The sequence below is a fragment of the Olsenella sp. DNF00959 genome, assembly GCF_001553055.1.
In the GTDB taxonomy this organism is placed as follows: domain Bacteria; phylum Actinomycetota; class Coriobacteriia; order Coriobacteriales; family Atopobiaceae; genus Olsenella_I; species Olsenella_I phocaeensis.
Genome location: NZ_KQ960127.1, coordinates 103350 through 127982 on the forward strand (window position 1 = coordinate 103350; position 24633 = coordinate 127982).

A 24633-nucleotide genomic window follows, 5' to 3' on the forward strand; every position below is an offset into this window, starting at 1 on the left:
ACGCGTTTGGCGTTGTCAGAGCTGCAGTAGACGCGTTTGACGTCGTCGTCAAGTTTTCGGACGCGTCGGACGTCGTCGGCGCTGCGGCAGACGCGTTTGACGTTGTCGGTGCCGCGGCAGGCGCGCTGGGCGTTGTCGGCCTTACGCCCGGGCTGCACGTCAGCGCCGCTTCGGCCGTTCCGTCACGTTTGACCGACGTGGACGAGCCGCCCAAGCTCACCTTGCTCTGCGGGCACGGGCAGCACGACGCCTCCTTCCAGGTACAGGCAGCGCGTGCAGGCGCAGGCGATGAGCTCCAGGTCGTGCGTCGCGACCAGTATCGCACGGCCCTGCTGCGCCAGTGCCTTGAGCAGCCGGGCGACGCGGCGCATGCCGTCCAGGTCGAGCCCGCTCGTGGGTTCGTCGAAGACGAGCACGCGCTTGTCGGCTGCAACGCAGGCCGCTACGGCAAGGCGCTGCTTCTGACCTTCCGAGAGCGTGGCGGGATGCCTGTCGTCAAGTCCCCCGAGGCCCAGGTTGAACAGGAGCCGCGAGACGTCGACGTCCCTGGCCCGACGCGTGGGCAGCCCGAACGTGACCTCGCTGGCGACGCTCTCGGCGAACAGCTGGTAGTTCACGTCCTGGAACACCATGGAGGAGATGCGCGTCCGCTCCCTGCGCGTGGCCTTTGCCCCGTCGACAGCCACCACGCCTTCCGCCTTGCGCTCGAACCCACAGAGCGACCTGCAGAGGGTGGTCTTGCCCGCGCCGTTCCTGCCCACGAGGGCCACGACCTCGCCCCCATCCAGCTCGATATCGGCATCTCTCAGAACGGGGACGGAACCGCGGGAGAGCGAGAGGCCATGTGCCGCGAGCAGGGGAGGGCCCGTGCGAGGCGCATCGTCACGCGCGTCCGGCGGAATGACCATGCCGCCCGCCTCCCGCGCGCGCAGGCCCATGAGCTCGACCTCCCGCGCGTCGAGCGACAGGAACTCGGCCGCCTCCATGCTGCGCTGGACCCTGCCGCCATCCAGGTAGACGTATCGGTCGGCGACGTCCGAGAGCCACGAGAGGCGATGCTCCGCCACGAGGACCGCGCAGCCCCTCTCCTTGGCGTGGCGCACGAGGCGTGCCATGTCGTCGATCGAGGGCAGGTCCAGGTTGCTCGTCGGCTCGTCGAGCAGAAGGTTCGTGGGGCGCAGCGCCCAGATGCTCGCAAAGGCGATCTTCTGGCGCTCTCCGCCCGAAAGCTCGAAGATGCTGCGGTCGGCAAGGGACACGATGCTCAGCTCGTCGAACGTCTCGCCCGCACGGGAGCGAATCCTGTCCTCGCGCCACCCTGCGCTCTCCAGCGCGAACGCCACCTCGCCCGTGGAGTCGACATTAAAGAACTGGGTGCGCGGGTTCTGGAAGAGCGAGCCTGCCCTCTGGGCGATCTCCCAGGTGGCGAGCTCGTCGACGCCGGTGCCATCCAGGGCGACGCTCCCGGACTTCCTCCCGGGGAAGAATCGGGGCGCCAGTCCGTTGGCGAGCCTGAGCAGGGTCGACTTGCCGCAGCCCGACCGACCGCAGAGCACGACCACCTCGCCGTCCCGCACGGAGAGCGTCACGTCCTCGACATCCGCCCGCCCTAGGCCGGGCGGCGCTCCATACGTGAAGGAGGCATGTTCGAAGGCGATCATGATGCCAGCCTCAGCGCAAGCATGCCTGCCGTCACGGCCGCGAAGCCCGCAACCAACACGAAGTCGAGCCTCCTCATCTCAAGGTGCAGGTAGCACGTGCGTCGCGCGGGGTTCTCGATGCCTCGTGCGACCGCCGCCATGGCAAGCTCGTCGGAGGTGCGGCTTGCGCTCATGAGCAGGGGGACGTAGACGCAGTCGATGGTGCGCATCGGCGCTCGCGCGAACCCCAGGGGGCTTGGCGACACGCCGCGCATGCGCATGGCGTCACGTATGAATCCCCAGTCCTCGCGTATGGTCGGCGCATAGCGCAGGGCGACGGCAAGGGGAATCGTCACGCTGCGCGGCGCGCCCATGCGTGCCAGCGCGCCCATGAGCTCGTTCACGTGCGTCGTGGACACCGTGGCGTAGGCCATCAGGCCGCACGCGAACACCTTGCGCAGGAGGAGAAGGAACGAGGCGAACAGGGTGCGCAGCGCCACGTTGCCCAGAAGCGGCGTGAGCTGCGCGCCAACGAGCAGGGCCGCATACAGGGCCAGCGCAAGCACGCTGGTCCCGCCCTTGCCGAGGGCCGCCCCAAAGGAGGCCGCGAGCGCCATGAGCAGGAGCTCGCATGCCATGTTCGGGGCGAGGGCCACGGAGGCGGCCATGCATGCCAGCGCCACGAGCTTCGTGCGCGGGTCAAGGTGGCGTGCCGCCCCCATCTAGGCCGTCATCCCGGCCTTCGCGAACTGGCGGCGCAGGAGGCGCATGCCGACCAGGCCGCTGACGACCGCGCACGCCACGGTCGCGACCAGCATCGCCGGCAGCATCCAGGACGTGGCGGCCGAGAACATCGTGTCCATGTACGCCTGCTCGGCCCCCTTGCCCACGAGGTACGAGGCGTATCCGCTCGGGTCGATCCAGAGCATGAGGTAGGACCCCATGGGCGAGAGGGAATACACGACGAAGGCCACGAGGTTGAGCGCCTTGTTCCTGAAGCTCCCGACGCCCGCGACGACGTCGGCGACGACCCCCAGGACGACGCAGGCCACCGACCAGCCCCAGTACATCCCCGTCGCAAACACGACGAGCCCCTCGACGACCCCCAGGACGACCAGCGGGCCATGCTTGGGAACCTTTGCGACGAGCAGCAGGTACACGGGGCCGGTGAGAAGCGCGGATGCGGCCGGCATCCAGAACGTGAGCACGGGGTTGGAGGCGAAGAACATGCCCCCCACCATCATGAACACGAGGTAGAGCGCCGAGAAGATGCCCGTAGTGACAAGGTCGCGCGCGGCGAGGCCGCCGCCTCCCGTCATCAGATTCTCCTGCTCCATCACGCATGCCCTTTCATATCATGTTATATGACGCTAACTTTCTCTTGCGAGTGTATGCAAGGGCGGGAGAAGCGGCAGCACGTTCGAGGGTTTCCCGTCCAATCCTCGCTCGTTTGCGTCCCATCGGCATAGGAGGAAAGGACGACCGGTGAAGGTCACGTTGCAGGAGCGGGCGCTGATCGCCGCGGGGTTTTCCAGGGAGTCTTCGCCGGAGGGCTTCGGCCCGCTCTGGCGCTCGTATCGGGTGCGGAACGAGCGCTGCCAGGGGTGGTTCCACTCCCTTTCCCTGGAGGACGAGCCATGGAGCGTCAGCATCCACGACTTCGTCATAAGGGACGACTTCGTGATGAACTTCGATTCGCCCAGGTACCTTACCGTGACCTGGTTCAGGTCGATCGCGGGCGAGGAGTTCAGCCCCTATCGCAAGCTCAGGCCCAACAGCATATGGGGCCAGAGCATAGGGGGAGGCCCGTGGAGGGGAGTCGCCCATGGGGGCATCCCCGTGCAGAGCGTCTCGATCGAGGTGACCCCGGAGTTCTCGGCGCGCTTCCTGGACCTGGAGTACGAGGGGGAGTTCCGCAACGTCGAGAAGGCCTTCGTCTCGCTGGGTCGCAACGACGAGTTCCCCGAGATGAAGGCCCTGCTATCGGGGCTCTGGCCCCAGCCGGGCGACGAGGGCCGCAGCAAGCTCTTCTACGGGGGCAAGGTGCTCGAGGCGATGAGCCTCATCGTCGAGAGGACGAGGCGGGAGGCGCCCGGAAGCCGTAGGGCGGCCAGTCCCGCCGACTGCGAGCGCATACACGACGTGGTGTGCTACATCGACGACCATTGCGCGGCGGACCTGCGCGTCCCCGACCTCGCGGCCATGGCATGCATGAGCCCGACCAAGTTCAAGTCGACCTTCAAGCTCGTCACCGGCATGACGGTCATCGGCTACGTCCAGAGCCGACGCGTGAGCCAGGCGGAGCAGCTGATGCGTCGGGACGACCTCACCATAGGGCAGATAGCGCATGCCGTCGGCTACGCATGCGCGGGACGCTTCTCGGCGGTATTCAAGCGCGAGGTGGGGATGCTCCCGAGCGAGTTCAGGAAGTCGGTCGTCGCCCGGCGCTGCCAGGGCGGCGAGCCCAATCGCTGAGCCCCGGCACCTGCCGGAGGTGGAGGACGGGTGGAGGGAGGCTCCACAGACGGGTGCCCTTCGATGCCGGGGCGATATGCTGGTGCCACGCCACGGGGCTGCCGGCGCTCGGTCGTCGGTCCGGCACCCGGGGCAGTGGCGGGTACCTTGCCGCCAAGTGGCATTCGGTTTTTCGAGAGAGAGCGAGGCATCATGAGGATCAGCGCGCGCAACCAGATCAAGGGCACCGTCAAGGCAGTGCAGGAGGGCGCCGTCAACGCCGTCGTGACCATCTCGTTCGGCGACCAGAGCGTGATCAAGTCCGACATCACCATGGAGGCCGTGAAGGAGCTCGGACTCGTCGAGGGCAAGGAGTGCCAGGCCGTCATCAAGGCCACGAACGTCATGTTCGCGACCGAGAAGCTCCCGCAGCTCTCGGCCCGCAACCAGATCGAGGGCACGATCGTCAAGGCCCAGCTCGGCGCTGTGAACGCCTCCGTGGCGCTCGAGGACGCCGACGGCAACCGACTCACCGGGTCGATCACCAACGAGGCCGTCAAGCAGCTCGGTCTCACCGAGGGCATGAAGGCGGTCGCCATCATCAAGGCGACCGACGTCCTCGTGGCAGTCGACTAGGGCGCGGTTCGCGTAAGCCGCGCCTGGGACGGACGTCCTCGGGACATGGCTCGGACAGCCTCCCCCTCCTCGATGCAGGAGGGGGAGGCTTTGCTTAAGCGTAGGAAGGTGCAGGAGACAGGCAAGGGCCTAAAAGTTGCTGCAATTGTAACTTTTTAATGTTATAATTGCAGCATGAAAGTGCTGGATGCCTTGAACATAATCAACGACATCAGCTCCTCGCAGAAGGGGCTGTTTACCTCTGCGCAGGCGACATCGCTCGGAATTGACAGGATGGCGCTTTCGCGCCTTGCCTCGCATGGCCAGATTGAACCTGTTGCGTGGGGTGTGTTCAGGGCCGCGGCTGCTCCCTCGATTCGCGAGGAGGACGTGTATGCCGCGTGGCTCGCGACGAATCCGGCGACTCCCGCACATCTCAGGCCTTTCGACGAGAGCGGCTGTGTAGCCTCTCTTGGGACTGCTGCATGGCTCCATGGCTTGGGTGAGTTGAAGCCCGAGCCTATTACGTTTTCCTGTCCGAAGAGGAAGCAGTCGAGAAATCCCTCCCTGAGGTTCCTCAGGCGACAGCTTCCCAAGGAAGATGTATGCATGGTGGCTGGGATGCCTACGACCACTCCCAGGCGTACGATTCTCGACCTGCTCGACCACGGAGAGGACTTGAGCTTGGTCGCCTCTGTCCTGCGCGACGCCGAACTTGCCGATTTCGCTATGGACCTTGGAGACGAGGTCAACTCTCGCGCAGCAAAATGCGGATTCGGCAAAGGCTTTGATCTCTACGCGTATCTGAAGAGGGGATGACGGATGGATTTCGTCTACAGCACGCCAGCTGCCTTCGATCGTGCGATCAAGAAGGCAGCGAGGGAGTCGGGCACGAATCCGGGAGAAGGCTATCGCCAGGCCTTACGCGACAGGTTCCTCTGTCGCGTGTTCGCTGACGCCAACGAGACATTCGTTCTCAAGGGTGGAAGCGGGCTTCTTGCGCGCATTCCCGACGCCCGCGCAACGAGGGATTTGGACTTCGCGACGAGCCTTTAGCGTTCCTTTAGGGATTGCCCCCAGACTGGTTCTCGAAGACGAGAAGCCAGAACGGAAGGAGATCCCATGGCTGCATGTGTCCTGGAGACGCGCGGGTTGGTCAAGCGCTTCGGGCGTGGAGCGAACGCCCAGACGGCGGTCGACCACGTCTCGCTGCACGTCGAGGAGGGGAGGGTATACGGGCTCCTCGGTCCCAACGGAGCGGGGAAGTCGACCACCCTCAAGATGATCACGGGCATGCTGCGCCCGACGGAGGGCGAGATACTCTTCGAGGGTCGCCCCTGGTGTCGCGACGACCTGTACCGCATAGGCTCGCTCGTAGAGCAGCCGCCCCTCTACCCCAACCTCACCGCCCGCGAGAACCTGCGCGTGCGCACCACGCTCCTTGGCCTGCCGGAGGGGCGCATCGGCGAGGTCCTGAATACGGTTGACCTCACCGACACGGGCTCCAAGCGTGCGGGCCGCTTCTCGCTGGGCATGCGGCAGCGCCTGGGAATCGCCCTCGCCCTGCTCGCGAGCCCCCGCCTGCTGATCCTGGACGAGCCCACCAACGGCCTCGACCCCCTGGGCATAGAGGACCTGCGCGGGCTGGTCAGGAGCTTCCCGAAGCGTGGCATCACGGTGCTGCTCTCCAGCCACATCCTGGGCGAGGTCCAGCACATGGCCGATTCCGTGGGCATCATCGTGGGCGGCAGGCTCGCCTACGAGGACGCGCTGCGCGAGGGAGAGGACCTGGAGAGGCTCTTCATGGACGTGTGCCGGAAGGAGGGGTCCAGATGACCGCCGCGTCGCGCCGCGGGGCGAGGAGGGACGAGGGTACCAAGAGTGCCAAGGGGGCCGGCGCCGTGGGCGCCACGCTCGTCTCGGTGCTGCGCGCGGAAGCGCTGAAGTCGAGGCACGCCGCGCCCCTGCGGCTGGCGGTCGCCCTCGCCCTGCCCTTCCCGCTGCTTGCTGCCCTGGCGGTCCTGATCGTGCCGGGCTCGGAAGTCTCGTACACGCCTTGGAACTACTGGTACGTGCTGCTGATGCCGGTCATGCTCTCGCTCGTTGCCGCCACGGTGGCCAACGCAGATGCCCGCATGGGAAACCGCGCCCTGCTCTCCGACGGCGTGCCGCTCGGACGCGCGTGGTGCGCCAAGGTCATCTGGTGCCTGGGCCTCTCGCTGCTCGCCAACCTGGTGGTCCTGGCCGTGTACGTGGCGCTGTCGCTCGTGGCTCCCGAGGGGGCGTCAAGCCTGCAGTCGATGCTGGCGGCGGCGCTCTCCCTCGTGGTCGCGAGCTCGTGGATGGTTCCGGCGACGCTCCTGCTTGCGATGCGCGTGGGGATGCTCGCGGGCATCTTCGTCCCCCTGGCGATTCAGCTGGTCCTGAGCTTCGGCTGGTCGGCCGTGCCGTTCTGGCCCGCCTGCCCGCCCACGGCCACCATCGTGCTGCCCACGGCGTTCCTCCCCGTGCTGCCCAGCGGCGAGCCGGCGTCGGCCGGCATGGCGACGGTGGAGGCGGTCTCCCAGGGAGGCCATGTCGCGCTCGCGCTCGCCGTGGCCTGCGCGCTCACCGCCGCCCTGACGGCGGCGGGGGCGGTCTGGGTCTCTCGCTCGGAGGAGCTCAGATGAGGGCGCGCAAGGGCGAGTCGCGGGCTTCCGGCAGGGGCGCCGCGCCCAGGACGACCCTTCCGCGCGCCCTGCATGCGGAGGCCCTGCGGCTGCGCCGGTCGCCCCTCGTGCCCCTCCACCTCTCCTGTGCGCTCGCGGCGGGCCTCGCCTGCGGCGCGTACTTCGCCTATGCGCCCTGGGACCCGGCCATGGGGTCGGATGCCTTCGTGCAGCTGCTGGGGGCCCTGATGCCTCTCATGGCGGGCATCGTCTGTGGTCTGGACGCGGACGGCGAGGGGGAGGCCACGGGACTCTCGGCCCTGCTGTCCGTCCCGTCGCGTCGGATCGCCCTGTCTGCGCGCCTCTGCGTTCTGTGGCTGATGGGGACGGCCGCCCTCGCCCTCTCGCTGGGCACCTTCGCCACCGTGCTGCACGTGGCGGGCAGGAGTCCGTTCGGGGCGGGCGTGTGGGTGCTTGCGCTTGCGGGCCTGTCCCTGGGCAGCATCCTGCTCTACCTGCTCCTCTACGCGGTTGCGCTGCGCTGGGGCCGCAACGTGGCCATCGCCGTGGGCGCGGCGGGGCTCATGCTCGCGTTCTTCTCGGTGGGCGGGCTCGCGCACGGCCTCATGACCGGGGAGCTCACCGCCGTCGGGACGAGCGCGTTCGGCCTGGTTCCCGCTTGCTGGTCCGCACGCCTGGGCTCCCTCGGCGTGGAGCTCTTCGTCTCTGGCGGGGCGGGTGCCGTCGCGGCCGTGCTGGCTCGCCTCGCGGGCGCGTGCGTCGTGGCGACTGCCCTGCTCGCGGTGGCCGTGCAGTGGTGGGTCTCGCGCTTCGAGCCCGCGCGTCGCGGGGAGTAGGGGGTGTTCGGCATGGTCGTAAGAACGTGGGGACGGGTCGTCGTGACCCTTGCGCTCGCAGCGGGAGCCATGCTCGTATGCGCCGCGATTCAGGGATGCTCTGGTGCCGGAACGGTGGCCAAGAGCACGGCCGACAGGCTGTTGCCCGTGCCGTCCCGCATGGTGTGGGCGCGCTGTCCGGCTCCGGGGGCCCACGTGGACTCATATCCGGACGCGTCCGGATCGAGCGTGAACTTCGTCTACGACGTGGAGGCGGCCGCAGAGGATGGCACGCATCTCATGGTGACCATCATCCTCTTCGGGCGCGAGGCGTCCGGACAGGGGTGGCTCAGGATCGAGGCGAAGGGGAGCTCGGGCGTCCGCTACGACGGCGTCGACGAGTCCGAGGTCCCGCAGACCGCGCGCGACGCCCTCGGTGCGGGGTGACGCGGGCCTGGGGGATGGCGTGCGGGCGCCCTCCTTGCCTATCATGGCGGTGACGGAACTGCGGTCCCCGGGGCCGGAGGGAGAGGACGGTGGGGTCCCATGGCGCGGATCCTGGCGATAGACGACGAGCGGGCGATCACGGACCTGCTCGCCCGTGTCCTCGCGCGCGACGGGCACGTGGTCGACGTGGAGAACGATCCCGCGTCCGTGCCCGGACGCGACCTCTCGCGCTACGACCTCGTCCTCTGCGACGTGATGATGCCTGGCATGGACGGCTTCGAGCTGGTCGGGCGCATCCGCGACCTCGTGGACGCGCCCATAGTCCTCCTCACCGCCAAGGTGGCCGAGGAGGACGCCGTGCACGGGCTCGCCCTGGGCGCGGACGACTACCTGCGTAAGCCGTTCGGGGTGGCCGAGCTGCGCGCCAAGGTGGCCGCCCACCTGAGGCGAGAGGGACGTACCCACACCCACGTCCTTGCCCTCGGCGACGTCCGCTTCGACCTCGGCGGCCGGGCGCTCTCCGTCGCTGGCAGGCCCGTGGCGCTCACGCCCACGGAGTATGCCATCTGCGAGTTCCTCGCGCGGCACGACGGGCAGGTGCTCTCGCGCGACCAGATTCGTGACGGGGCGTTTGGGTGGGCGTCGGACGCGGGGGACGACGCCGTGTCGATGCACGTGAGCAACGCGCGCGCCAAGCTCCATGCCGCGGGCGTGGACCCCATCGAGACGGTGCGGGGGATGGGGTACCGATGGTCCTCGTAGGCCCGATGCGGCGCACGCGGATCCCCCTCGCCCTGGTGATCTCGCGCTACTTCCTCTATGTGCTCGTGGTTGCGGTCCTCTCCACGGCCATTCCGACGGGTGTCTTTGCCTGGCAGCTGCAATCCGGTAACGTCCTGGCGGCCAACTATGGGGAGACGCACCTGGACGAGGTCAGGGCCGTCCTCGCCAGCAAGTCCCCCTTCGATTCCTCCGACATCCCGTCGGCGTACCGCTACGCCCGCTTCGGTCCAGCTGACGAGCTGCTCGAGTCCGACATGGGCGGCCGCCGGCTCGACGTGGCCCGGGTCTTGGCCGCCGGACGGGAAGGCGGGGACTCCCGACCCATGGAGTCCGGGTCGTCCTTCTATGCCACCGTCGAACTGCCGGACGGGGGACGATGCGTGCTCTGCTACGACATCGTCCCCCAGTGGTCCGACAAGGGCGTGCGGGACGCGCTGCCCGACCCCCAGGGCCTGCTGCTGTGGGCCGTCCTGCTTCCGTTCGCCGCGACCGTCTCCCTCATCGCCCTGCGCGCCGGCCGCGTGTTGACGCGCAAGATGGCTCCCCTGGTGCAGGCGGCGGAAGCCGTCGGGAGGCAGGACCTCGACGTGCCCGTGGGGAAGAGCGACGTCGTCGAGGTGGACGACGTCCTGCGCGCCATGGAGGGGATGCGCCTCTCCCTGAGGCGCTCCCTGGAGGCGCAGAGGGCGGCGGAGCAGCGGGGCCGCGACCAGGTCGCGGCGCTCGCGCACGACCTCAAGACGCCGCTCACGGTGGCGCTCGGCAATGCCGAGCTGCTGGACGAGGACGCCGCGAGGGGGAGGCTCGGCGGCGAGCAGGCTGCGTGCGTCCGGGCCATCCGTGACGCGACGCTGTCCATGGACGCCTTCGTGGGGAGGATCGTCGAGGCGTCTCGCGGGCATGCGGAGGTGCTGGACCTTGCGCCCGTGGACCCAGCTGCCCTGGCCGACGGTCTGGAGGGTGAGGTGGGAAGGCTCGTCTCTGCCCATGGCCTCCTGTTCGGGGTGTCACGGGAGCCGTCGTTCCGGGGTCTGTGCGACGCGATCGCGAGGGGAGAGGTGCCGACGCCGCGGTGGGACGAGGACGCCCTGGCCCGCGCTGTGCTCAACCTGGCCGACAACGCCTGCGAGCACGCGAGGGGCGGACGCGTGACGCTTGTGCTCTCCGGCGACTCGAGAGGCATCTCCATCGCCGTCGAGGATGACGGGGAAGGCTTCTCGCCCGACGTCCTGGCGCACGGGGCCGAGCGCTTCTGGCGCGAGGACAAGTCGCGCACCTCCGGTGCGGGCTCCCACTTCGGGCTCGGGCTCTCGATCGCGTCAGACGTCGCCTCCGCGCACGGAGGCAGGCTCGAGCTCTCCAACCGCCAGGATGGCGGGGGAGCCGTCCTGGGGGCGCGTGCCGCCATCGTGCTTCCGCTCGCCCAGGCCGGAGGGGTCGCCCCCATGGCTTCGGTGAACGTCGGGTAACCTGTATGGCCTCGGTGAACGTCGGGTAACCTGACCGTCCGCCCTGCCTCGTCCCGCCGTGCCGCCGAGTAGAATCAGGCGGCCACGGCAAATGACGTCTGCGAGGGGAGCCAAGCGGATGCATGTGAGAAGGGCGCAGGAGCGAGACGTAGACGACATTCTCCGCCTCCTGGTCGAGGTGAACATGGTCCACCATGCGATTCGCCCGGACCTGTTCAAGGGACCTGCCACCAAGTACGACGCTCGGGAGCTCTTGGCGAAGCTGGATGACGACAAGGAGCCGATCTTCGTCTGCGTGGACGAGGACGACGCGCTCCTCGGGTACATCTTCTGCCAGGTCGAGGTCACGGAGGAGTCCGAGCTCCGCCATGGCACCCGCACGCTGTACATCGACGACCTGTGCGTCGACGAGCGCGTGCGCGGGATGCACGTGGGGAGGACGCTCTACGAGCATGTGCTCGACTACGCCAGGAGGAACCGGTTCCACAACGTCACGCTCCACGTGTGGGGAGGGAACGACGCCGCGCTGCGCTTCTATCGCAAGATGGGCATGACGGACCAGTTCATCTGCCTGGAGCAGGTCCTGTAGCAGGTCCTACAGCAGGCGACGCCAAGGAAGAGGCGCGGTCCCGGTAGCCGGCCCAGGGGTGGCCCCTCCGCGCTGCGAGGACTGCGAGTCGTGCGTGCTAGACTGGGCTGCATGGCTCGAGGGAGCACCCCGGCGGGCCATCTGCTCTTTTGGCATGCGGCAGCCTTTGGCGCGCCGCCCGACGGGAGTCACAATGATCAAGCTCGCCCTCACGGACATGGATAACACGCTGGTTCCCTTTGGCCAGGACCTCGTCTCTGACTCGGTCTTCGAGGCGGTGTCCCTCGTGCGCGAGGCTGGCCTGCGCTTTGGCCCCGCGACCGGCCGCGACGAGCAGGAGCTCAGGCGCTTCTTTGGTGGCGACGAGTCCTGCTTCGAGACGGGGATCCTCTCCAACGGCAAGAAGGTCAAGCTCGACGGCGAGCTCGTCGCGGTACACTATATGGACAAGGTGGCGCTCCAGCGACTCGCGGACGCCTTCTTTGCCGTGCCAGGCGTCTTCCTCTGCGCGTACCCCGCCAAGACCGACTACACCAACCCGGTATACGTGCTTGGCGCCCGAACGGCAGAGATGGCCGCCTACGAGAGCCGCCTGCGCTTCAACGGCATACCCTGCGAGCAGCTGCCCGACATCGACTTCATTGCCGGTGCGATGGCCTGCAGCGGTTCGAAGGAGAACATGGACAACGTGCGACGCATCGCTGCGTGCCTGGCTCCGGAGTTCGACATTGTGGCACCCATCGCCAACTGGTTCGACGTGCTTCCCAAGGGCGTAAGCAAGGCGTCCGGCCTGGACGAGCTCATCGCCGCCATGGGCATCTCGGACGAGGAGGTTGCCTTCTTCGGCGACGGAGAGAACGACATCAAGATGATGGGGCGCGTGCCGAACTCCGTCGCGGTGGCAAACGCGATGCCCGCGGCCGCCGAGGCGGCGCGCTGGCACATCGGTGCCTGCCTGGACGACGGCGTGCCCGTGGCGCTGCGCGAGCTCGCACGCGTGGCTGGGACGGACGAGCCGGCGGATTTCATGAGCGCATAGAGCATGGTTGCGGCTGCGAGAACGTCGTATGCGTTTCTCTCCACTGCGGCTAGGGCATCTGACGCGTGTGGCCCTGCTACGAGCGCGTCCAACGCGTGCGAGCCTGCGTGCTTGTGTTGCGAGAACGCCCATCGCGTGCGTCTATGTCGCGAGAACGTCCAATGCGCGTGCCTGCGTCACGAGAACGTCCATCGCGCGTGCCTGCGTCACGAGAACGTCCAATGCGTGCGAATTTGTTGCGAGAACGTCCAACGCGTTTTTCTGAAATCGCTGAACTGGGCAAACGCTATGCCGTCAGACGTGTTGGACGTAGTGGAGAGAAATTCACGCATGTTGGACGTGGTGACGGGAGTCTCGGACGCATCGAACGTTGCAGGGCGACATTCAGACGCATCGAACGTTGCAGGGCGGCATTCGGACGCGCTGGACGTCTTGGCGAGACAATCGAACGCGTTGAGCGTGCTCGATAGCAGCTAACGCTTATCAACAGGCGCGTCAGACGCGTTCGGCGCTACCCGTTCAGGTCCAGTCTCTCCCTCAGCTTGGTCGAGATGCTCGCCCGGCGGGCGGTTCCGTTGCGTGCCGCCTGGATGGCGCTCCAGTGCGCGACGAACATGAGCGCGCAGAGTACGAGCGCGAAGGCCACGAGTGGGGGAGAGGTGACGCCCACTACCGCCAGAAAGATAGACCCCACCAGGTAGGCGAGGGTGATTGCCACCGCTCCGTAGCAGAGGTACCCGGAGATGATGACCACGGCGAGCCCGAAGAGGCAGCTCGTGATGCCGATGGCCGGCGTGGCAAGGATGATTGCGGAACAGGTGGTGGTCACGCCCTTGCCGCCGCGGAACCGATGCCAGACGGGGAAGTTGTGGCCGAGGGTGGTCGCAAGGGCAGCGGCGTTGCCAGCGAGTTCGGTGCTGCCGGGGAAGAGCGTGCGGCAGAGGACCCAGGCAGCGACCACCTTGAGGATGTCTCCGGCAAGGACGACAAGGGCCGCGCCTTTACCCAGTTCATGACCTATGTTTGCCATTCCTGGGTTACCCACGCCGGTCTGGAAGGCGCTCTTACGGGTGAGGGCGCGGGCCACGACATCGGCCGTGAGGAAGTTGCCGAAGGCATAGCCTACGAGCAGGGATGCAAGGGTAGCGGCGAGGGGTGTGGTGTCCATGTAAGACCTCTCTTGTGAGCAAATCCGCGTGAAATTGCATAGAGCGGACGAATCGTGGCGCAATTGTGAAGGGATATGTTGGAAGTCACGATGGAGCTTGACCGTCTGTCTTCGGGTCCCTATATTATCTCTTTGCGCACAGGTTGCGCCCAGACATTGCGGGGTGGAGCAGTCTGGTAGCTCGCCGGGCTCATAACCCGGAGGTCGTAGGTTCAAATCCTGCCCCCGCGACCAAAACTACAACCCCGACCTGCGAAGGCAGGTCGGGGTTTCTTTTAACCGACATTTTGCCGACGAATCGATTCGAGCATTACCATTTTTTTTTCGCCCGAAAACGAGCGTTGCCTGCGCCCGCGGCTCTGCCGGTAGGTGATGACCGCAGTGAGCCACGTGCCCTTGTCGACGCGGCCCCTGCAGCTCCGTGCCGCATCATCCCCGTTAGCTCAGCCGGTACCTTCTCTTCGGGCTGTTCTTGGTCCCGATGGGCTCCAGCAGTCCCTCGTCTAAGAGCGCTTTGATGTAGCGCAGCGCAGTCTTCGTCGACGTGCCAGAGGCCTTGGCGACCTCGAAGGTGCTCGCGCTCTCGTGCTCCGAGAAGTATGCGAGCACCGCTTCCTCCATGTTGCCCTTGGAGTATCCCGCGCCCTCGGCCTCGGTCATCCTCCTGTGTCTGAAGGTGATGTCGAACCCGTCGAGCGTGCTGCGCACGATCGGCCTTTCCATGAGTGCGTCGGCGAGCTCCCGGTTGATCGTGGGGATGCCGGAGCCCCGGTTCTCCACGACGCGACCCGTGCTGCCGTCGTAGTCGGTGTAGGGGACGTCCTCCAGGATGCGGGCCAGGAACTGGTTCCTCGACGCGGTGCCGCCCCTCTCGCCCAGCCTGTCCACCGTGAGCGACCCGAAGAGGCCGCCTGGGTTGGATACCTCCAGCCGGTCGGGGTACATGTCCACGAGGACCGGCGTGCCCTGCCCGTCGACGGAGTAGTCGCGGTGCATGAGGGCGTTCGCTACCGCCTCGCGCACGGCGGGAAGGGGGTAGTCCGGCACGTTCTCGCGCAGGGCCCCTCTCACGATTGCCCCGTGCTTCATGTTCCGCGACACGGCGCGCACGGTCTCCACCACCATCTGCGGGATGGGGCCGTCGACGTTGGCCGAGTCCACGAAGCGCCTGCCCGCCTCGTCCAGCTCGCCCTTGCGGGGGCCGGGGTATCTGGTGAACACCACGTCCAGACGCGGGAAGAACTTCTGCGGGTACTTGCCGAGGGCCATGATTCCCGCGAGCGTGGGGCGGAGGGCGCCATGCCCGTCCACGGCGGCGACGCGGCGGTTGGCCATCAGCTCCTCGTCGCCCACCGCCCTCGACCGGTCGAGCGTCGTGGCGCGCGCATGGGAGAGCCATCCCTCCAGCAGGTCCTCGTCGAGGTCGGAGAGGGTCGCGTCAGGAACCGGCTCGGCGTCGTTGCGCGCGGTGCGGTGCTGGTTCTCGATGAAGCGGTCGATCTCGTAGAGCGACATCCTATGGTCCCCATCGCCCGTCCGGACGAAGGACCCGCCCATCTGCCCGAGTTTCCTCACGAAGCAGGGCTTCTCGCGCACCGGGGCCTCCCGCACGTTGGCCACCACCACGGGGCGGCCTTCGAGCTGCAGGACAAGGAGGTCGACGGCCTGCGGGGGCTCGACGAGCTCGCGGGCCGCCTGCGCGAGCTTCGACTGAAGCGTCTTCGTATCGGAGTCCGGGACCGGAGAGAAGCCGTCCTTCTCGGACACGCCGAGCACGATGGTCCCGCCGTAGGTGTTCGCGAACGCCGATATCGTATCGGGGATGCTCTTGGGGAACCCGCCCGCGGCGGACTTGACCTCGTACTCGGCCAAGTCTGTGCCGGCCTTCCTCATGCGGTCCATCGCGGCGGCAAGGTCTTCGTCGCTGGCTATGTACATGGGCCCTCCTTCGACGAACTTGGGAACTTGGGAAGGGAAGACTTCCTAAGTTCCGAAGTAAAGTTCCTAAGTAGATTGCATTATATCCCGAGAAAGGCGCAGCAGGCGGCCTTGTTGCAGGGCGAAAGCGCGTTTTCGTTGGCCGTTCATTGGCTCGAAACTTGGGAACTTGGGAAGCGCGGTCTTCCTAAGTTCCCAAGTAGCTTCCCGAGTTCCGCTTGTCCACGCCGGTGTGTCTCTGGTTTGCGCGAGCGTTATTGCGAGACGTCCGCGGACGCCCGTGGGAACTCCGGGCCGATAGTAAAATCCAGGGACACCTTCTCGCGGCCTGCCGCAATGCGTTGATTCCCCTGAGAGCGCCGACGGCGCCGCGCGGACCAGATGGCCGCCCATGACGAGGTTGCGTACACCGTCCTCGCGCACGGGTGGGGAAGAGGTCGCGTCCCACGCCGACATCGACGACGAGGGCCAGACCGTGAAACTGGTCTCACCCCCGACCAGGGAGACGGCCGGCTCCAACGGCGAGCGCCCTGGCCTGCTGCAAGGCTAGCGGCGTCGCCTCGCAGGCCGAGGAGAGGATGGACCCGGAAAATCATAACCGATGAGGTTGAGCTCTGGTCGTTAGATGGTCAGCAGCGCCTTACTACGATCATGATCTACTTCAAGGCCCTCACTCTTAAGAACGGGCAACCGGAAAAGTTCGGGGGCTTCCTCCTCGAAAGCGGAAAGCCAGCGCTTGCACCAAGCAAAAACGATACCGACGACTTCAGCCGAATCATGGAACTCCAGGAACCAGCTAGGCAGGAGGCCAAAGGCAAAGGCAACCATCGGATAGTCCAAGCATTCAACTACTTCCTAGAGCGAATAGACGTCAATGATGTTGACGTGATGACGTTAAAAAGGAACATCCAGCTGGTCTGCATAGAGGTTGATGAGGGAGAGGACGAGCAGCAGATCTTCGACACCATCAACAGCCGCGGCGTCCGTCTCACTACCGCCGAGCTGCTTAAGAACTACTTCTTCAGCAGAGAGACTGTGGAGGACTACCAGAAGTGCTGGGAATCTGTGTTCGAGGTCGAAGACGACCTAGACTATTGGAGCCAGGAAATCGTGACAGGCCGTATCCGCCGCTCGCTCATCGACCTGTTCTTCGACAGCTTCCTCCAGATCAAAGCCCAACAGAAAAATTACGGCGTGAGCACAGAGGACAAAAAGTCGTTTGGGCGCGTCGACTGGCTATTCACCTCCTACAAGGAGTTCATCGAGAAATACTACGGGGGAGAGGATAGAAAGCTCGACCTCGTGCGCGAGCTTAAACCATACGCGGACGTTTTCAAGAGGACGTTCGACCCAGGGTGCGTGCAAAGGGCCGTCCCCAGGGACTCCTCCATTGGGCGTCTAAACGTCGTGATTTTCGGTTTGAAGAACTCGACCCTGATCCCATACGTTCTGTACATTGCGAAGAACGTCAAAGATCCTGCCGTCAGGGACGAAATGTATGGAGCGATGGAGAGCTACGTCATGCGTAGAGTGGTGTGCCGTTCCACGACGAAGAATTACAACCGCTTCTTCAGCTCCCTGATACTCGGAAACGTGCTCGACCCGGATGTGTTGTGTGATGAGTTCGCCTCCCAAGAGGACTCGACCACGCAGATGCCGACAGACGAGGAAGTAAAGAGCGCGTTCACAGGCGAGACACGCTATATCAATCTGCAGACCAGGGGGATCCTGTATCTGATTGAGAGCAAAGAGCGTCTGGCTAATAGCAGCACGGTTCTGCTTGGCTTCGATGGGTACAGCTTGGAGCATCTTATGCCCAAGAAGTGGCGTAACAACTGGGGGCGCCTTGCCACGGAAGAGGGAGGGTGCAACCGCGACGCCACCTTGCTTACCCTTGGAAACCTTGCGATTATCACGCAGGCGTTGAATGCATCAATCAGGGATGCCGGCTGGGTGACCAAGAAGGCTGGCAAGAACGGCGCGCCGGGCCTTGAGGGCTGCGCGGCGGGGCTTACGACTATGGACGGCGTCCTATCGGCTGCTGCATGGGATGAGGAAAAGATTCACGAGCGCGCCAAGAGGCTTGCGGACATGGCAGTCCGTGTCTGGCCAAAATAGGAGCAGAACGTACATGCCAAAAGACAATGTCCAGAAGAGCGGAGTCTCGGATACGCTATCGACCGGCGCTGATGACGAGAAAGAGATTTCCGTGACGAGCGGAGACGACCTCGAGCTCTCCGAATACGACGCCGTGGCACTGCCGCTTGACCCCAAGCGCGCTAAGGCGATGGTCAAGGGCCTTGTCCCGCTCGCCGGGGCGGCGGTAGACACAGCGGAACAGTGGAACTAAGCGCTGGTCAAATTTCCGAAAAAACTACGGGTGGGCCGATATGAGCCCACGCAAAGCTGCCGAGTTCAAGGGCTATATGCGGGCCGGCATCGAAAAGGGGAAGGACGGCTACCAGGGGCAGATCGCAGTCAGGCAGGCTAAGCTGCAGTCCGCTGCTGTCGCCAACCTTGCCCTGCAGGGAGCCGCTCTAGCGGTGGGCCAGGCCTACATGACGGAGATTAACGACCAGCTCGGCGAGATTCAGGAGGGCATTGCAGCCATCCAGAGAGACATGCGGGCCGACCGCGAAGCGAAACTCGAAGCGCAGTTCGAGAAGCTACAGGAGTATGCGTCGCACTACGACGAGATTGCCGCAGACCCCGCGAGGCGTCAGGTGGTGCTCAACGGCATAGAGAACATCGGTGTCGGAACTCTTGAGGGATGGAAGTTCCAGGTCAAATCTATGGAACTCTTCGGCGGTAGCCTGCACGGCGAGTTCATGGACGATCGCACCGTGGTTGCCAAAGACGACGAGTTCCGGCTGAGGGACAGGGAGGCTACGGCCGCCTATGTCCTGTGTGCTGCGGCCGAGCAGGTGGCCGTGCAGTACTCGCAGGACTTCAGTCCCGAGCGGTTGAAGATGGAACGAGAGAGGGCGAACAAGCGCCTCGAAGAGTGCAACAAAGCTCGCTCAGCTGCGCAGGTCTCCCTGGATGACAGGGTCGAGCGTATGGTGGGTAATATTGCGGCAATCCCCGAGGAGGTCGATGACGGATACGAGAGGCAGAATCCTATTTTCGACGCTGTGCACGATGCTGCCGCTCTGGCAAACCGCCTTACGCCCCTCGTGGTGATTGGCGAGGGAAGAAGGAAGACGAAGCTGAGGAAAAAGGACCTCCACGAGGCCGTCTCCAAAGAGAGTCCCGTAAAGGACATCGCAGACGCTGAGACAAGGGTCATCGACCGCTTAGACTTCGCCTACAACAAGGCTGACTCAATTCTCGTTGACGAACAAGGCATCCGCTTTCTCAAGAAGAGGAATACCGAGAGTGCGGCCGAGGATGAGGAAAAGTAGTCGTATATCCCTCGTGCGGGACCGTCACTCAAAATAAACCTGTTTGCAGATGGGCCGTCAGCCGCCCCCGACATGGCAGCTATGGCATCGCTGAGAAACCTATAGCTATTCTCGCTTATGCCAAGAGCGTCTGCGCCCTCCTTTCACTCGTCTTCTTCGGCCAAAGCATCTTTAGCGGCCTCTAGGAACTCCATCGTCTGCGCGGCGCACGGGACAATGTGGTCTGTCAAATCGGCTACGTGATCGAGCCTGTTGCAGTTCACTAGGCCGTTCCCTGCACGCACGAGCTCGAGGATGAGCGCGTCGCGTGCGCGCTCCGCCTGCCGGCGCGTCTTGCCCTCGACCGTGTGGAACGTCCTCACGACCTCGCCCGTCACGGGGTCGGCGTGCGAGAGGACCGCCTCCCATCGGTCGCTGTTTCTCCGTCTCCTCAGGCCACGGCTGGTGTAGGTAAGGTCCTGCATCTCCACTTCCTTCCACTCGGTTTTCGACAGCCGTTTCTGACCGGCACTGTGTCCGCCAAAACGAGGCTGGAGATGCAAGAGAAGCAGAATCCTGCAGACCGTCGGAGACGCGAAGAGACACAAAACGCCTGCTCGGCGCAGTGCGTCCAGACGAGGTAGACGAGGGAGAATTTGCGGAACCTCCAGCTTGACTCGCTCATAACCCGGAGGTCGCAGGTTCAAATCCTGCCCCCGCGACCAGAAACACAATCCCGGCTTGCGAAGACAGGTCGGGGTTTTCTTTTGACCACCATGTGACCAACATTTGACCGCCAAAGATTTTTTCTGGCAGGTTAGAAGCCGCTCAGAAAACGGCGTAGCTGCGGCGTGACTGTGCGCCGGAGGCGTGTGCGTTAGCGTTGCGGCTGTGCTCGCCCTGACTGTCGTGCCCGTGCCACGCTCTTGACCCTAGGCCCTAGGCCCTAGGACCGGGTGCGCATTGGTTTTCCTTGCCTGGATTGTGCGGAATTTTGCTATAAGCTTTGCACATACGTGCATGCTGGCAGTGCCGCTCGGTAGAGGAGACTGGGGTGGTTGCTATGGCTCATACCTATGATTTGTTGGTTATCGGCTTCGGCAAGGCGGGCAAGACTATTGCGATGAAGCGGGCCAAGGCCGGCGATTCAGTTGCCCTAATTGAGAGAGACCCTCAGATGTATGGCGGCACCTGCATCAACATCGCCTGCATCCCGACCAAGACACTGCTGGTGGATGCCGACCGTCATAGGCGCGCCAGCGTTGGCGCCGCAGACCCCGCCGAGGCAGCCGCCGCGTTCGCGCGCTCCCAGGAGCACCGTGACGGCTTCATCGCCACGCTCAACGCCGCCAATCTCAAGATGGTGGCCGATGCGGGCGTTGAGGTCGTGGTGGGAGAGGCCCATTTCGTAGGTCCTCATGAGGTCGCCGTCGATACGGCGGAGGGCGTCGTGCGCATGAGCGCCCCGCGCATCGTGGTCAACACCGGGTCTGCCGCCTTTAGGCCCGACCTCCCGGGCATCGACTCGCCCCGCGTCTTCGACTCCACCTCTATCCAGCACATCGAGCATCTGCCTGCGCAGCTCGCCATCGTCGGCGGTGGTCCCATCGGCCTCGAGTTCGCCACGCTGTTCTCGGCGTATGGCACCAAGGTGACCCTGCTCGAGACGGCCGCGCGGCCCCTCTCCCGCTTCGACGAGGATGTCGCCTCCTGTGCCGCGGACATCCTGCGGGCCCGGGGCGTCGAGTTCGTCTGTCAGGCGCGGACGCAGCGATTCGAGGACGTGGACGGCACCGTGCGGGTGGTCCTGGAGGACGGCCGCAGCGTCGTTGCCGATGCGGCCCTCGTGGCCGTGGGTCGTCGCCCGGAAGTCGCTGCGCTCGATGTCGCTGCGGCGGGCATCGAGCTCACGGAGCGGGGCGCCATCAAGGTGGACGAGCACCTGAGGACCTCCGTCGAGGGCGTCTGGGCTGCCGGCGACGTGAACGGCGGCCCGCAGTTCACCTACGTCTCCTTCGACGACCACCGCGTGATTCTCGCCGACGCCTGGCCCGAGACCTACCCCGGCCTGGCGGGTCGCAGCACCGCTGGACGCACGGTGCCCACGACCACCTTCCTGGAGCCCCCGCTCGCGACGGTGGGCGTCTCCGAGGAGCAGGCTGCGGCTTCTGGCAGGCCGTATGCGGTGCGGAAGGCGCCGATCGCGAGCCTAGCGGTGATGCCGCGCCCCAAGATCCTCGGCGAGAGCGAAGGCATGGCGAAGTTCATCGTGGACACGGAGACTGACCTCATCCTCGGGGCGGCCCTGCTCTGCACGGACGCGCAGGAGCTCATCAACACCGTCGCCGTCTGCATGGCGCACGGCGTGAGCGCAACCGAGCTTGGGCAGGGCATCTACACGCATCCCAGCTCTTCGGAGGTATTCAACGCCCTGCTCGGCTAGCCAGAGGGGACGGGACTGCACCCTTTCTGATTTTTAGGAGACGCGCATGCAGCTGCCATTGGACAACAACGACCCTGGCTTCTTCGCCGAGGCGGACGAGAACCAGTACTTCGACCGGAAGAGTGCCCGGCTCAATCCCAAAGAGACGGCCCGGCACATCTGCGCCTTCGCCAACGCGTCGGGCGGCAAGCTGGTCATCGGGATAGAGGATGACGGCACGGTGACCGGGTTCAAGAGGGGCGGAGCGCGCAGCATCGAGGAGTTCGAACAGGCGGCGCTCGCGGGGTGCGAGCCCGTGCCGGAGGTCCATCCCGCGCGAATCCCCGTAACCAACTCGCGAGGAGAGGACGACCGCATCCTCGTGCTCGAAATAAGCCCCTCGTCGGGTCACGTCATATCCAGGCGCAGCGACAAGGCGGTCTTCCTGCGCTAGAAGGACAGCAGCGTCGAGCTCGAGCGCGACCAGGTGTTGGCGCTCGAGTACGACAAGAACCAGCGCCGCTACGAGGACGAGGTGCAGGAGCGCTCCTCGATAGGGGACGTGGACCCCGAGGTGATGGCCCGCTACAAGGCCGAGCTCGGCACGGAGGCGAGCGACGAGCAGGTCCTCCGGAGCCGCGGCTTCCTCCAGGACGGCCACCTCACCAACGCGGGAGTCCTCCTCTTCTCGGAGAGCCCCGCCAGATTCATGCCGTGGGCGCGGGTGCGCGTCATCCGCCTCGACGGCAGCAAGATGGAGACGGGGCGCAGGCTCAACATAGTCAAGGACAGGACCTTCGACGGGCCGCTCCCCAAGACCATCGATGGCGCGAAGGAGTTCATCTCGAGCCAGCTGAGGGAGTTCCAGTACCTCGGGGACGACGGCAGGTTCAAGGTCATACCGGAGTACCCGGAGTTCGCCTGGTTCGAGGGGCTCGTTAACGCGGTCACACACCGCGACTACGCGATGAGCGGCGACCACATCCGCGTGATGATGTACGACGACCGCCTCGAGATAACGAGCCCGGGCAAGCTCCCCAACATCGTGACGCTCGAGAACATGAAGTACACCCGCTGGTCGCGCAACCCTACGATCGCGCGCACCCTGGTCGAGTTCGGCTGGGTCAGGGAGCTCAACGAGGGCGTGCAGCGCATATACGACGAGATGGTGAGCTTCTTCCTGAGGGAGCCCACCTTCTCGGAGCCGAACGGCGCCTCGGTGAGGCTCACGCTCGAGAACAGCGCGACCTCGCGCGTCCTGCGCCGGGGCGACACGATCGCGAGTGACATCGGCAAGGACGCGCTTGGCGCCCTGGGCGAGTACGAGCTCGCCGCCCTCCAGTACGTGTACGGGAGGGGGCGGGTGACCGCCAGAGAGCTCGCCGACCACCTCGGCCGCAGCGTAAAGGTCTCGCGACCAGCCCTCAAGTCCCTGGTAAAGAAGGGGATTCTGGACTGGCACGGCAACAGCGCCCACGACCCGTCGCAGTACTATTCCCTGCATGGGTCCAAGTAGGTTCGAGTAGGTTCGAGTAACGCCGGCCCGTCCGAGGGCCTCACAGGTAAAGGGGCCCGTGGAGGTCGAACCTCGGGTTCGAGTAGGCTCTAGCGGCGCGGCTACATCCAGCGCAGCGCGATGCGCGCGACGGCCTTCAGCAACCGCAGTAGTGCCCTAAGCGCCCTCATGGCCGGCCTCCCTCCGCTTGGCCTCGGCGAGCATGGCCTCTAGCTGTCCCACGGTGAACGTGAGGCCCTCCGACTCGGCGGCTGGCTGTGCGACCTGCGGCTCCCAGAGCGCCGGCGAGCTCATGTCCAGGTCGAAGCTCTCGTCCACCTTGCCCACGGCGGCCCTCTTTGCCTCCGGGTCCACGTCCGCGTAGATGTCGAGCGTCATGTTCACGCTCGCGTGCCCCAGGTAGCTCGCCACGGTGCGCACGTCGCAGCCGTTCCCGATCATCATGGTGGCGAAGATGTGCCGAAGGTCGTGGAACGTGCAGTCGAAGCCGTTCATCTTGCAGAACGCCGAGAAAGTCCTTCCCCAGCTGCGTGGGGTTGTAGGGCCTGCTCTCGGGCTCCTGTGTCCCCAGTACGAAGGGGTCGCCGGCGGGGACTCCCATCTTGGCCAGCACGCGCCGGGAGTCGGCGCGCTTGGCCCTGAGGGTCGCCGCCGTGTGCGCCGTGAGCGGTATGGTGCGCGCGGAGCTTCCGGTCTTGGGTTCCTTCAGGTAGAAGCCGCCCTCGCCGTTGCCCAGCGCGTGGGAGACGGTCACGGTGCCGTCGCCCCCCACGTCGCTCCAGCGCAGCGCGCACACCTCGCCGCGCCTCATGCCGGTGGTGAGCGCGAGCTCTATGGCCAGGCCCAGCGGGCTCGTTGCCTCGGCCGCGACGGCGAGCCTCAGCATGCGCGTGCGCTCGGCGCGATCGAGCGCGTTTATGGGCGTCTTCACCCACTTGGGCGGCTTGCAGAACTCGCAGACATTCTTGCGCACCAGGTCCTGCGACATCGCCCACTTGAGGCCTGCTTCAGCAGGCGGAAGGGCTTGGCCACCGACTTCGGCGCGTAGCCGTCGGCGGTCATGCGGGCCATCCAGCCGTTGACGTCGGCCACGGTGAGCGCCGAGAGTCTCACGTCGCCCAGGTAGTGGCAGATCTGCTTTGTCTCGGCGCGGTAGCTGCGTACCGTGGAGGGCTCTATCGTCTTGGAGCCCTCCTTGTAGCGCAGGAACGCGTCCATGAAGTCGCGAACGCACACGTTGGACGCCGCGGTGCCGCCCTCCAGCTCGAGCTGCACTATGCTATGAGTTCGTCGCGCGCCTTCTCGGCTGCCCGCCTCGTCCTGCCCCTCGCGATGCAGTAGAGCCTCTCGGGCTCCCCGGTTATCGGATTCCTGCGGGAGAGCGTCACCTCCCACTGGTCGGTGTCGCCGCGCCTCCTCAGGCCCCCTGCTCGCGTACTCCATCGGTCCTCCAAACGTCCGTTTTCCACAGCCATTTGTTAACCGACATTCTCACCGACATCAGAACCAACAAATGACCGACAAACGGATGTCGGAAGGACAGGAAACCCAGAGCGCACAGAACGTGGAGAATGGGAAAACCACAGTTCAGGTACCGTTCGCTGCAATTCTGGAATCGCTGGAACTGGTATGAAACGCCCTCTGGGTCGCTCATAACCCGGAGGTCACAGGTTCAAATTCTGCCAC

At 65.4% G+C, this 24633-nt stretch carries 25 protein-coding genes, 1 tRNA gene and 2 pseudogenes; 19 read left to right on the top strand and 9 right to left on the bottom strand.

The window, feature by feature from the left end; genetic code table 11:
• Nucleotides 1-182: 182 nt before the first annotated feature.
• Genes HMPREF1868_RS04150 through HMPREF1868_RS04160 form a run of 3 tightly spaced genes read right to left on the bottom strand, consistent with a single transcriptional unit; the run spans nucleotide 183 to nucleotide 2977 of the window.
• Nucleotides 183-1661: an ABC transporter ATP-binding protein gene (locus tag HMPREF1868_RS04150; RefSeq protein WP_062530695.1), complete on the bottom strand. Its 1479-nt coding sequence runs from the start codon at nucleotides 1659-1661 to the stop codon at nucleotides 183-185.
• On the bottom strand, nucleotides 1658-2362 hold the full coding sequence (locus tag HMPREF1868_RS04155; protein WP_062530697.1) for an energy-coupling factor transporter transmembrane component T: 705 nt from the start codon (nucleotides 2360-2362) through the stop codon (nucleotides 1658-1660). The genes HMPREF1868_RS04150 and HMPREF1868_RS04155 overlap by 4 nt, the downstream gene beginning before the upstream one ends.
• On the bottom strand, nucleotides 2363-2977 hold the full coding sequence (locus HMPREF1868_RS04160) for an MptD family putative ECF transporter S component (RefSeq protein WP_156439409.1): 615 nt from the start codon (nucleotides 2975-2977) through the stop codon (nucleotides 2363-2365).
• Nucleotides 2978-3125: 148 nt separating this feature from the next.
• Between HMPREF1868_RS04160 and HMPREF1868_RS04165 the strand changes: the two genes are divergently transcribed.
• The 12 genes from HMPREF1868_RS04165 to HMPREF1868_RS04220 all read left to right on the top strand — a co-directional run bounded on the left by HMPREF1868_RS04165 (nucleotide 3126) and on the right by HMPREF1868_RS04220 (nucleotide 12520).
• A complete protein-coding gene (locus HMPREF1868_RS04165) occupies nucleotides 3126-4115 on the top strand; it encodes an AraC family transcriptional regulator (protein WP_062530701.1) in 990 nt (329 codons plus the stop codon).
• A gap of 192 nt (nucleotides 4116-4307) precedes the next feature.
• Nucleotides 4308-4730, top strand: coding sequence for a TOBE domain-containing protein (locus tag HMPREF1868_RS04170; RefSeq protein WP_062530703.1), 423 nt, complete (start codon nucleotides 4308-4310; stop codon nucleotides 4728-4730).
• Nucleotides 4731-4922: 192 nt separating this feature from the next.
• A complete protein-coding gene (locus HMPREF1868_RS04175) occupies nucleotides 4923-5528 on the top strand; it encodes a type IV toxin-antitoxin system AbiEi family antitoxin domain-containing protein (RefSeq protein ID WP_062530705.1) in 606 nt (201 codons plus the stop codon).
• Nucleotides 5529-5531: 3 nt separating this feature from the next.
• Nucleotides 5532-5765 carry a nucleotidyl transferase AbiEii/AbiGii toxin family protein gene (locus HMPREF1868_RS04180; RefSeq protein ID WP_062530707.1) on the top strand — a complete coding sequence of 78 codons (234 nt, stop codon included), beginning with the start codon at nucleotides 5532-5534 and terminating at the stop codon, nucleotides 5763-5765.
• A 66-nt stretch (nucleotides 5766-5831) separates the two neighbouring features.
• Nucleotides 5832-6545 (top strand): lantibiotic protection ABC transporter ATP-binding protein, encoded by a 714-nt coding sequence (locus HMPREF1868_RS04185; RefSeq protein ID WP_062530708.1) that lies wholly within the window; start codon nucleotides 5832-5834, stop codon nucleotides 6543-6545.
• A complete protein-coding gene (locus HMPREF1868_RS04190; RefSeq protein ID WP_197414944.1) occupies nucleotides 6542-7378 on the top strand; it encodes a lantibiotic immunity ABC transporter MutE/EpiE family permease subunit in 837 nt (278 codons plus the stop codon). The genes HMPREF1868_RS04185 and HMPREF1868_RS04190 overlap by 4 nt, the downstream gene beginning before the upstream one ends.
• Nucleotides 7375-8214: an ABC transporter permease gene (locus tag HMPREF1868_RS04195; protein ID WP_062530710.1), complete on the top strand. Its 840-nt coding sequence runs from the start codon at nucleotides 7375-7377 to the stop codon at nucleotides 8212-8214. The genes HMPREF1868_RS04190 and HMPREF1868_RS04195 overlap by 4 nt, the downstream gene beginning before the upstream one ends.
• A gap of 12 nt (nucleotides 8215-8226) precedes the next feature.
• Entirely contained in the window at nucleotides 8227-8640 is a 414-nt protein-coding gene (locus tag HMPREF1868_RS04200) for a hypothetical protein (RefSeq protein ID WP_156439410.1), read from the top strand.
• Between the two features lie 99 nt (nucleotides 8641-8739).
• The gene (locus HMPREF1868_RS04205) at nucleotides 8740-9402 is read left to right on the top strand and encodes a response regulator transcription factor (protein ID WP_062530714.1); all 663 of its coding nucleotides are present in this window, start codon (nucleotides 8740-8742) and stop codon (nucleotides 9400-9402) included.
• A complete protein-coding gene (locus HMPREF1868_RS04210; protein ID WP_062530716.1) occupies nucleotides 9390-10892 on the top strand; it encodes a sensor histidine kinase in 1503 nt (500 codons plus the stop codon). Before HMPREF1868_RS04205 ends, HMPREF1868_RS04210 begins: the two co-directional genes overlap by 13 nt.
• 118 nt (nucleotides 10893-11010) lie before the next feature.
• Nucleotides 11011-11481 (top strand): GNAT family N-acetyltransferase, encoded by a 471-nt coding sequence (locus HMPREF1868_RS04215; RefSeq protein ID WP_062530718.1) that lies wholly within the window; start codon nucleotides 11011-11013, stop codon nucleotides 11479-11481.
• A 193-nt stretch (nucleotides 11482-11674) separates the two neighbouring features.
• Entirely contained in the window at nucleotides 11675-12520 is an 846-nt protein-coding gene (locus HMPREF1868_RS04220) for an HAD family hydrolase (protein ID WP_062530719.1), read from the top strand.
• 511 nt (nucleotides 12521-13031) lie between these two features.
• Here HMPREF1868_RS04220 and HMPREF1868_RS04225 read toward each other — a convergent pair.
• Complete coding sequence (locus HMPREF1868_RS04225) at nucleotides 13032-13688, bottom strand: glycerol-3-phosphate acyltransferase (RefSeq protein WP_062530721.1); 657 nt, start codon at nucleotides 13686-13688, stop codon at nucleotides 13032-13034.
• Nucleotides 13689-13845: 157 nt separating this feature from the next.
• Between HMPREF1868_RS04225 and HMPREF1868_RS04230 the strand changes: the two genes are divergently transcribed.
• Nucleotides 13846-13922: transfer RNA gene (locus tag HMPREF1868_RS04230), tRNA-Met, on the top strand.
• Between the two features lie 204 nt (nucleotides 13923-14126).
• Here the strand turns inward: HMPREF1868_RS04230 and HMPREF1868_RS04235 are convergent.
• The gene (locus HMPREF1868_RS04235; protein WP_062530723.1) at nucleotides 14127-15626 is read right to left on the bottom strand and encodes an ATP-binding protein; all 1500 of its coding nucleotides are present in this window, start codon (nucleotides 15624-15626) and stop codon (nucleotides 14127-14129) included.
• A gap of 381 nt (nucleotides 15627-16007) precedes the next feature.
• Here HMPREF1868_RS04235 and HMPREF1868_RS04240 point away from each other — a divergent pair, with 381 nt between their 5' ends.
• Genes HMPREF1868_RS04240 through HMPREF1868_RS04250 form a run of 3 tightly spaced genes read left to right on the top strand, consistent with a single transcriptional unit; the run spans nucleotide 16008 to nucleotide 19030 of the window.
• A complete protein-coding gene (locus HMPREF1868_RS04240) occupies nucleotides 16008-17744 on the top strand; it encodes a DUF262 domain-containing protein (RefSeq protein ID WP_082719521.1) in 1737 nt (578 codons plus the stop codon).
• Between the two features lie 13 nt (nucleotides 17745-17757).
• Nucleotides 17758-17976, top strand: a complete 219-nt coding sequence (locus HMPREF1868_RS04245; RefSeq protein WP_062530727.1) for a hypothetical protein — start codon at nucleotides 17758-17760, stop codon at nucleotides 17974-17976.
• A gap of 40 nt (nucleotides 17977-18016) precedes the next feature.
• A complete protein-coding gene (locus HMPREF1868_RS04250; protein ID WP_156439412.1) occupies nucleotides 18017-19030 on the top strand; it encodes a hypothetical protein in 1014 nt (337 codons plus the stop codon).
• Nucleotides 19031-19173: 143 nt separating this feature from the next.
• On the opposite strand, the gene HMPREF1868_RS04255 is transcribed toward HMPREF1868_RS04250, so the two are convergent.
• On the bottom strand, nucleotides 19174-19494 hold the full coding sequence (locus HMPREF1868_RS04255) for a hypothetical protein (protein ID WP_062530731.1): 321 nt from the start codon (nucleotides 19492-19494) through the stop codon (nucleotides 19174-19176).
• 578 nt (nucleotides 19495-20072) lie between these two features.
• On the opposite strand from HMPREF1868_RS04255, the gene HMPREF1868_RS04260 reads away from it, so the two are divergent.
• Genes HMPREF1868_RS04260 through HMPREF1868_RS04265 form a run of 3 tightly spaced genes read left to right on the top strand, consistent with a single transcriptional unit; the run spans nucleotide 20073 to nucleotide 22947 of the window.
• On the top strand, nucleotides 20073-21452 hold the full coding sequence (locus HMPREF1868_RS04260) for an FAD-dependent oxidoreductase (RefSeq protein WP_062530732.1): 1380 nt from the start codon (nucleotides 20073-20075) through the stop codon (nucleotides 21450-21452).
• 46 nt (nucleotides 21453-21498) lie between these two features.
• The gene (locus HMPREF1868_RS09550) at nucleotides 21499-21885 is read left to right on the top strand and encodes an AlbA family DNA-binding domain-containing protein (RefSeq protein WP_082719522.1); all 387 of its coding nucleotides are present in this window, start codon (nucleotides 21499-21501) and stop codon (nucleotides 21883-21885) included.
• A gap of 33 nt (nucleotides 21886-21918) precedes the next feature.
• Nucleotides 21919-22947: an ATP-binding protein gene (locus HMPREF1868_RS04265; RefSeq protein WP_231782254.1), complete on the top strand. Its 1029-nt coding sequence runs from the start codon at nucleotides 21919-21921 to the stop codon at nucleotides 22945-22947.
• Between the two features lie 156 nt (nucleotides 22948-23103).
• Here the strand turns inward: HMPREF1868_RS04265 and HMPREF1868_RS10130 are convergent.
• From HMPREF1868_RS10130 to HMPREF1868_RS04275, 3 genes and pseudogenes are all read right to left on the bottom strand, one after another.
• Nucleotides 23104-23487, bottom strand: a pseudogene (locus HMPREF1868_RS10130) (tyrosine-type recombinase/integrase); the annotation flags it as partial.
• A gap of 109 nt (nucleotides 23488-23596) precedes the next feature.
• Nucleotides 23597-23935: pseudogene (locus tag HMPREF1868_RS10190) on the bottom strand (tyrosine-type recombinase/integrase); the annotation flags it as partial.
• Nucleotides 23875-24222 carry a site-specific integrase gene (locus HMPREF1868_RS04275; RefSeq protein WP_062530736.1) on the bottom strand — a complete coding sequence of 116 codons (348 nt, stop codon included), beginning with the start codon at nucleotides 24220-24222 and terminating at the stop codon, nucleotides 23875-23877. The pseudogene HMPREF1868_RS10190 and the gene HMPREF1868_RS04275, both read right to left, overlap by 61 nt.
• Nucleotides 24223-24633 lie beyond the last annotated feature (411 nt).

Excerpts from the sequence above, each read along its gene's own strand:
- HMPREF1868_RS04150 (WP_062530695.1), bottom strand. The coding sequence starts at position 1,661 with ATGATCGCCTTCGAACATGCCTCCTTCACGTATGGAGCGCCGCCCGGC.
- HMPREF1868_RS04155 (WP_062530697.1), bottom strand. The coding sequence starts at position 2,362 with ATGGGGGCGGCACGCCACCTTGACCCGCGCACGAAGCTCGTGGCGCTG.
- HMPREF1868_RS04160 (WP_156439409.1), bottom strand. The coding sequence starts at position 2,977 with ATGGAGCAGGAGAATCTGATGACGGGAGGCGGCGGCCTCGCCGCGCGC.
- HMPREF1868_RS04170 (WP_062530703.1), top strand. The coding sequence starts at position 4,308 with ATGAGGATCAGCGCGCGCAACCAGATCAAGGGCACCGTCAAGGCAGTG.
- HMPREF1868_RS04180 (WP_062530707.1), top strand. The coding sequence starts at position 5,532 with ATGGATTTCGTCTACAGCACGCCAGCTGCCTTCGATCGTGCGATCAAG.
- HMPREF1868_RS04185 (WP_062530708.1), top strand. The coding sequence starts at position 5,832 with ATGGCTGCATGTGTCCTGGAGACGCGCGGGTTGGTCAAGCGCTTCGGG.
- HMPREF1868_RS04190 (WP_197414944.1), top strand. The coding sequence starts at position 6,542 with ATGACCGCCGCGTCGCGCCGCGGGGCGAGGAGGGACGAGGGTACCAAG.
- HMPREF1868_RS04195 (WP_062530710.1), top strand. The coding sequence starts at position 7,375 with ATGAGGGCGCGCAAGGGCGAGTCGCGGGCTTCCGGCAGGGGCGCCGCG.
- HMPREF1868_RS04200 (WP_156439410.1), top strand. The coding sequence starts at position 8,227 with ATGGTCGTAAGAACGTGGGGACGGGTCGTCGTGACCCTTGCGCTCGCA.
- HMPREF1868_RS04205 (WP_062530714.1), top strand. The coding sequence starts at position 8,740 with ATGGCGCGGATCCTGGCGATAGACGACGAGCGGGCGATCACGGACCTG.
- HMPREF1868_RS04210 (WP_062530716.1), top strand. The coding sequence starts at position 9,390 with ATGGTCCTCGTAGGCCCGATGCGGCGCACGCGGATCCCCCTCGCCCTG.
- HMPREF1868_RS04215 (WP_062530718.1), top strand. The coding sequence starts at position 11,011 with ATGCATGTGAGAAGGGCGCAGGAGCGAGACGTAGACGACATTCTCCGC.
- HMPREF1868_RS04220 (WP_062530719.1), top strand. The coding sequence starts at position 11,675 with ATGATCAAGCTCGCCCTCACGGACATGGATAACACGCTGGTTCCCTTT.
- HMPREF1868_RS04225 (WP_062530721.1), bottom strand. The coding sequence starts at position 13,688 with ATGGACACCACACCCCTCGCCGCTACCCTTGCATCCCTGCTCGTAGGC.
- HMPREF1868_RS04235 (WP_062530723.1), bottom strand. The coding sequence starts at position 15,626 with ATGTACATAGCCAGCGACGAAGACCTTGCCGCCGCGATGGACCGCATG.
- HMPREF1868_RS04240 (WP_082719521.1), top strand. The coding sequence starts at position 16,008 with ATGGCCGCCCATGACGAGGTTGCGTACACCGTCCTCGCGCACGGGTGG.
- HMPREF1868_RS04245 (WP_062530727.1), top strand. The coding sequence starts at position 17,758 with ATGCCAAAAGACAATGTCCAGAAGAGCGGAGTCTCGGATACGCTATCG.
- HMPREF1868_RS04250 (WP_156439412.1), top strand. The coding sequence starts at position 18,017 with ATGAGCCCACGCAAAGCTGCCGAGTTCAAGGGCTATATGCGGGCCGGC.
- HMPREF1868_RS04255 (WP_062530731.1), bottom strand. The coding sequence starts at position 19,494 with ATGCAGGACCTTACCTACACCAGCCGTGGCCTGAGGAGACGGAGAAAC.
- HMPREF1868_RS04260 (WP_062530732.1), top strand. The coding sequence starts at position 20,073 with ATGGCTCATACCTATGATTTGTTGGTTATCGGCTTCGGCAAGGCGGGC.
- HMPREF1868_RS09550 (WP_082719522.1), top strand. The coding sequence starts at position 21,499 with ATGCAGCTGCCATTGGACAACAACGACCCTGGCTTCTTCGCCGAGGCG.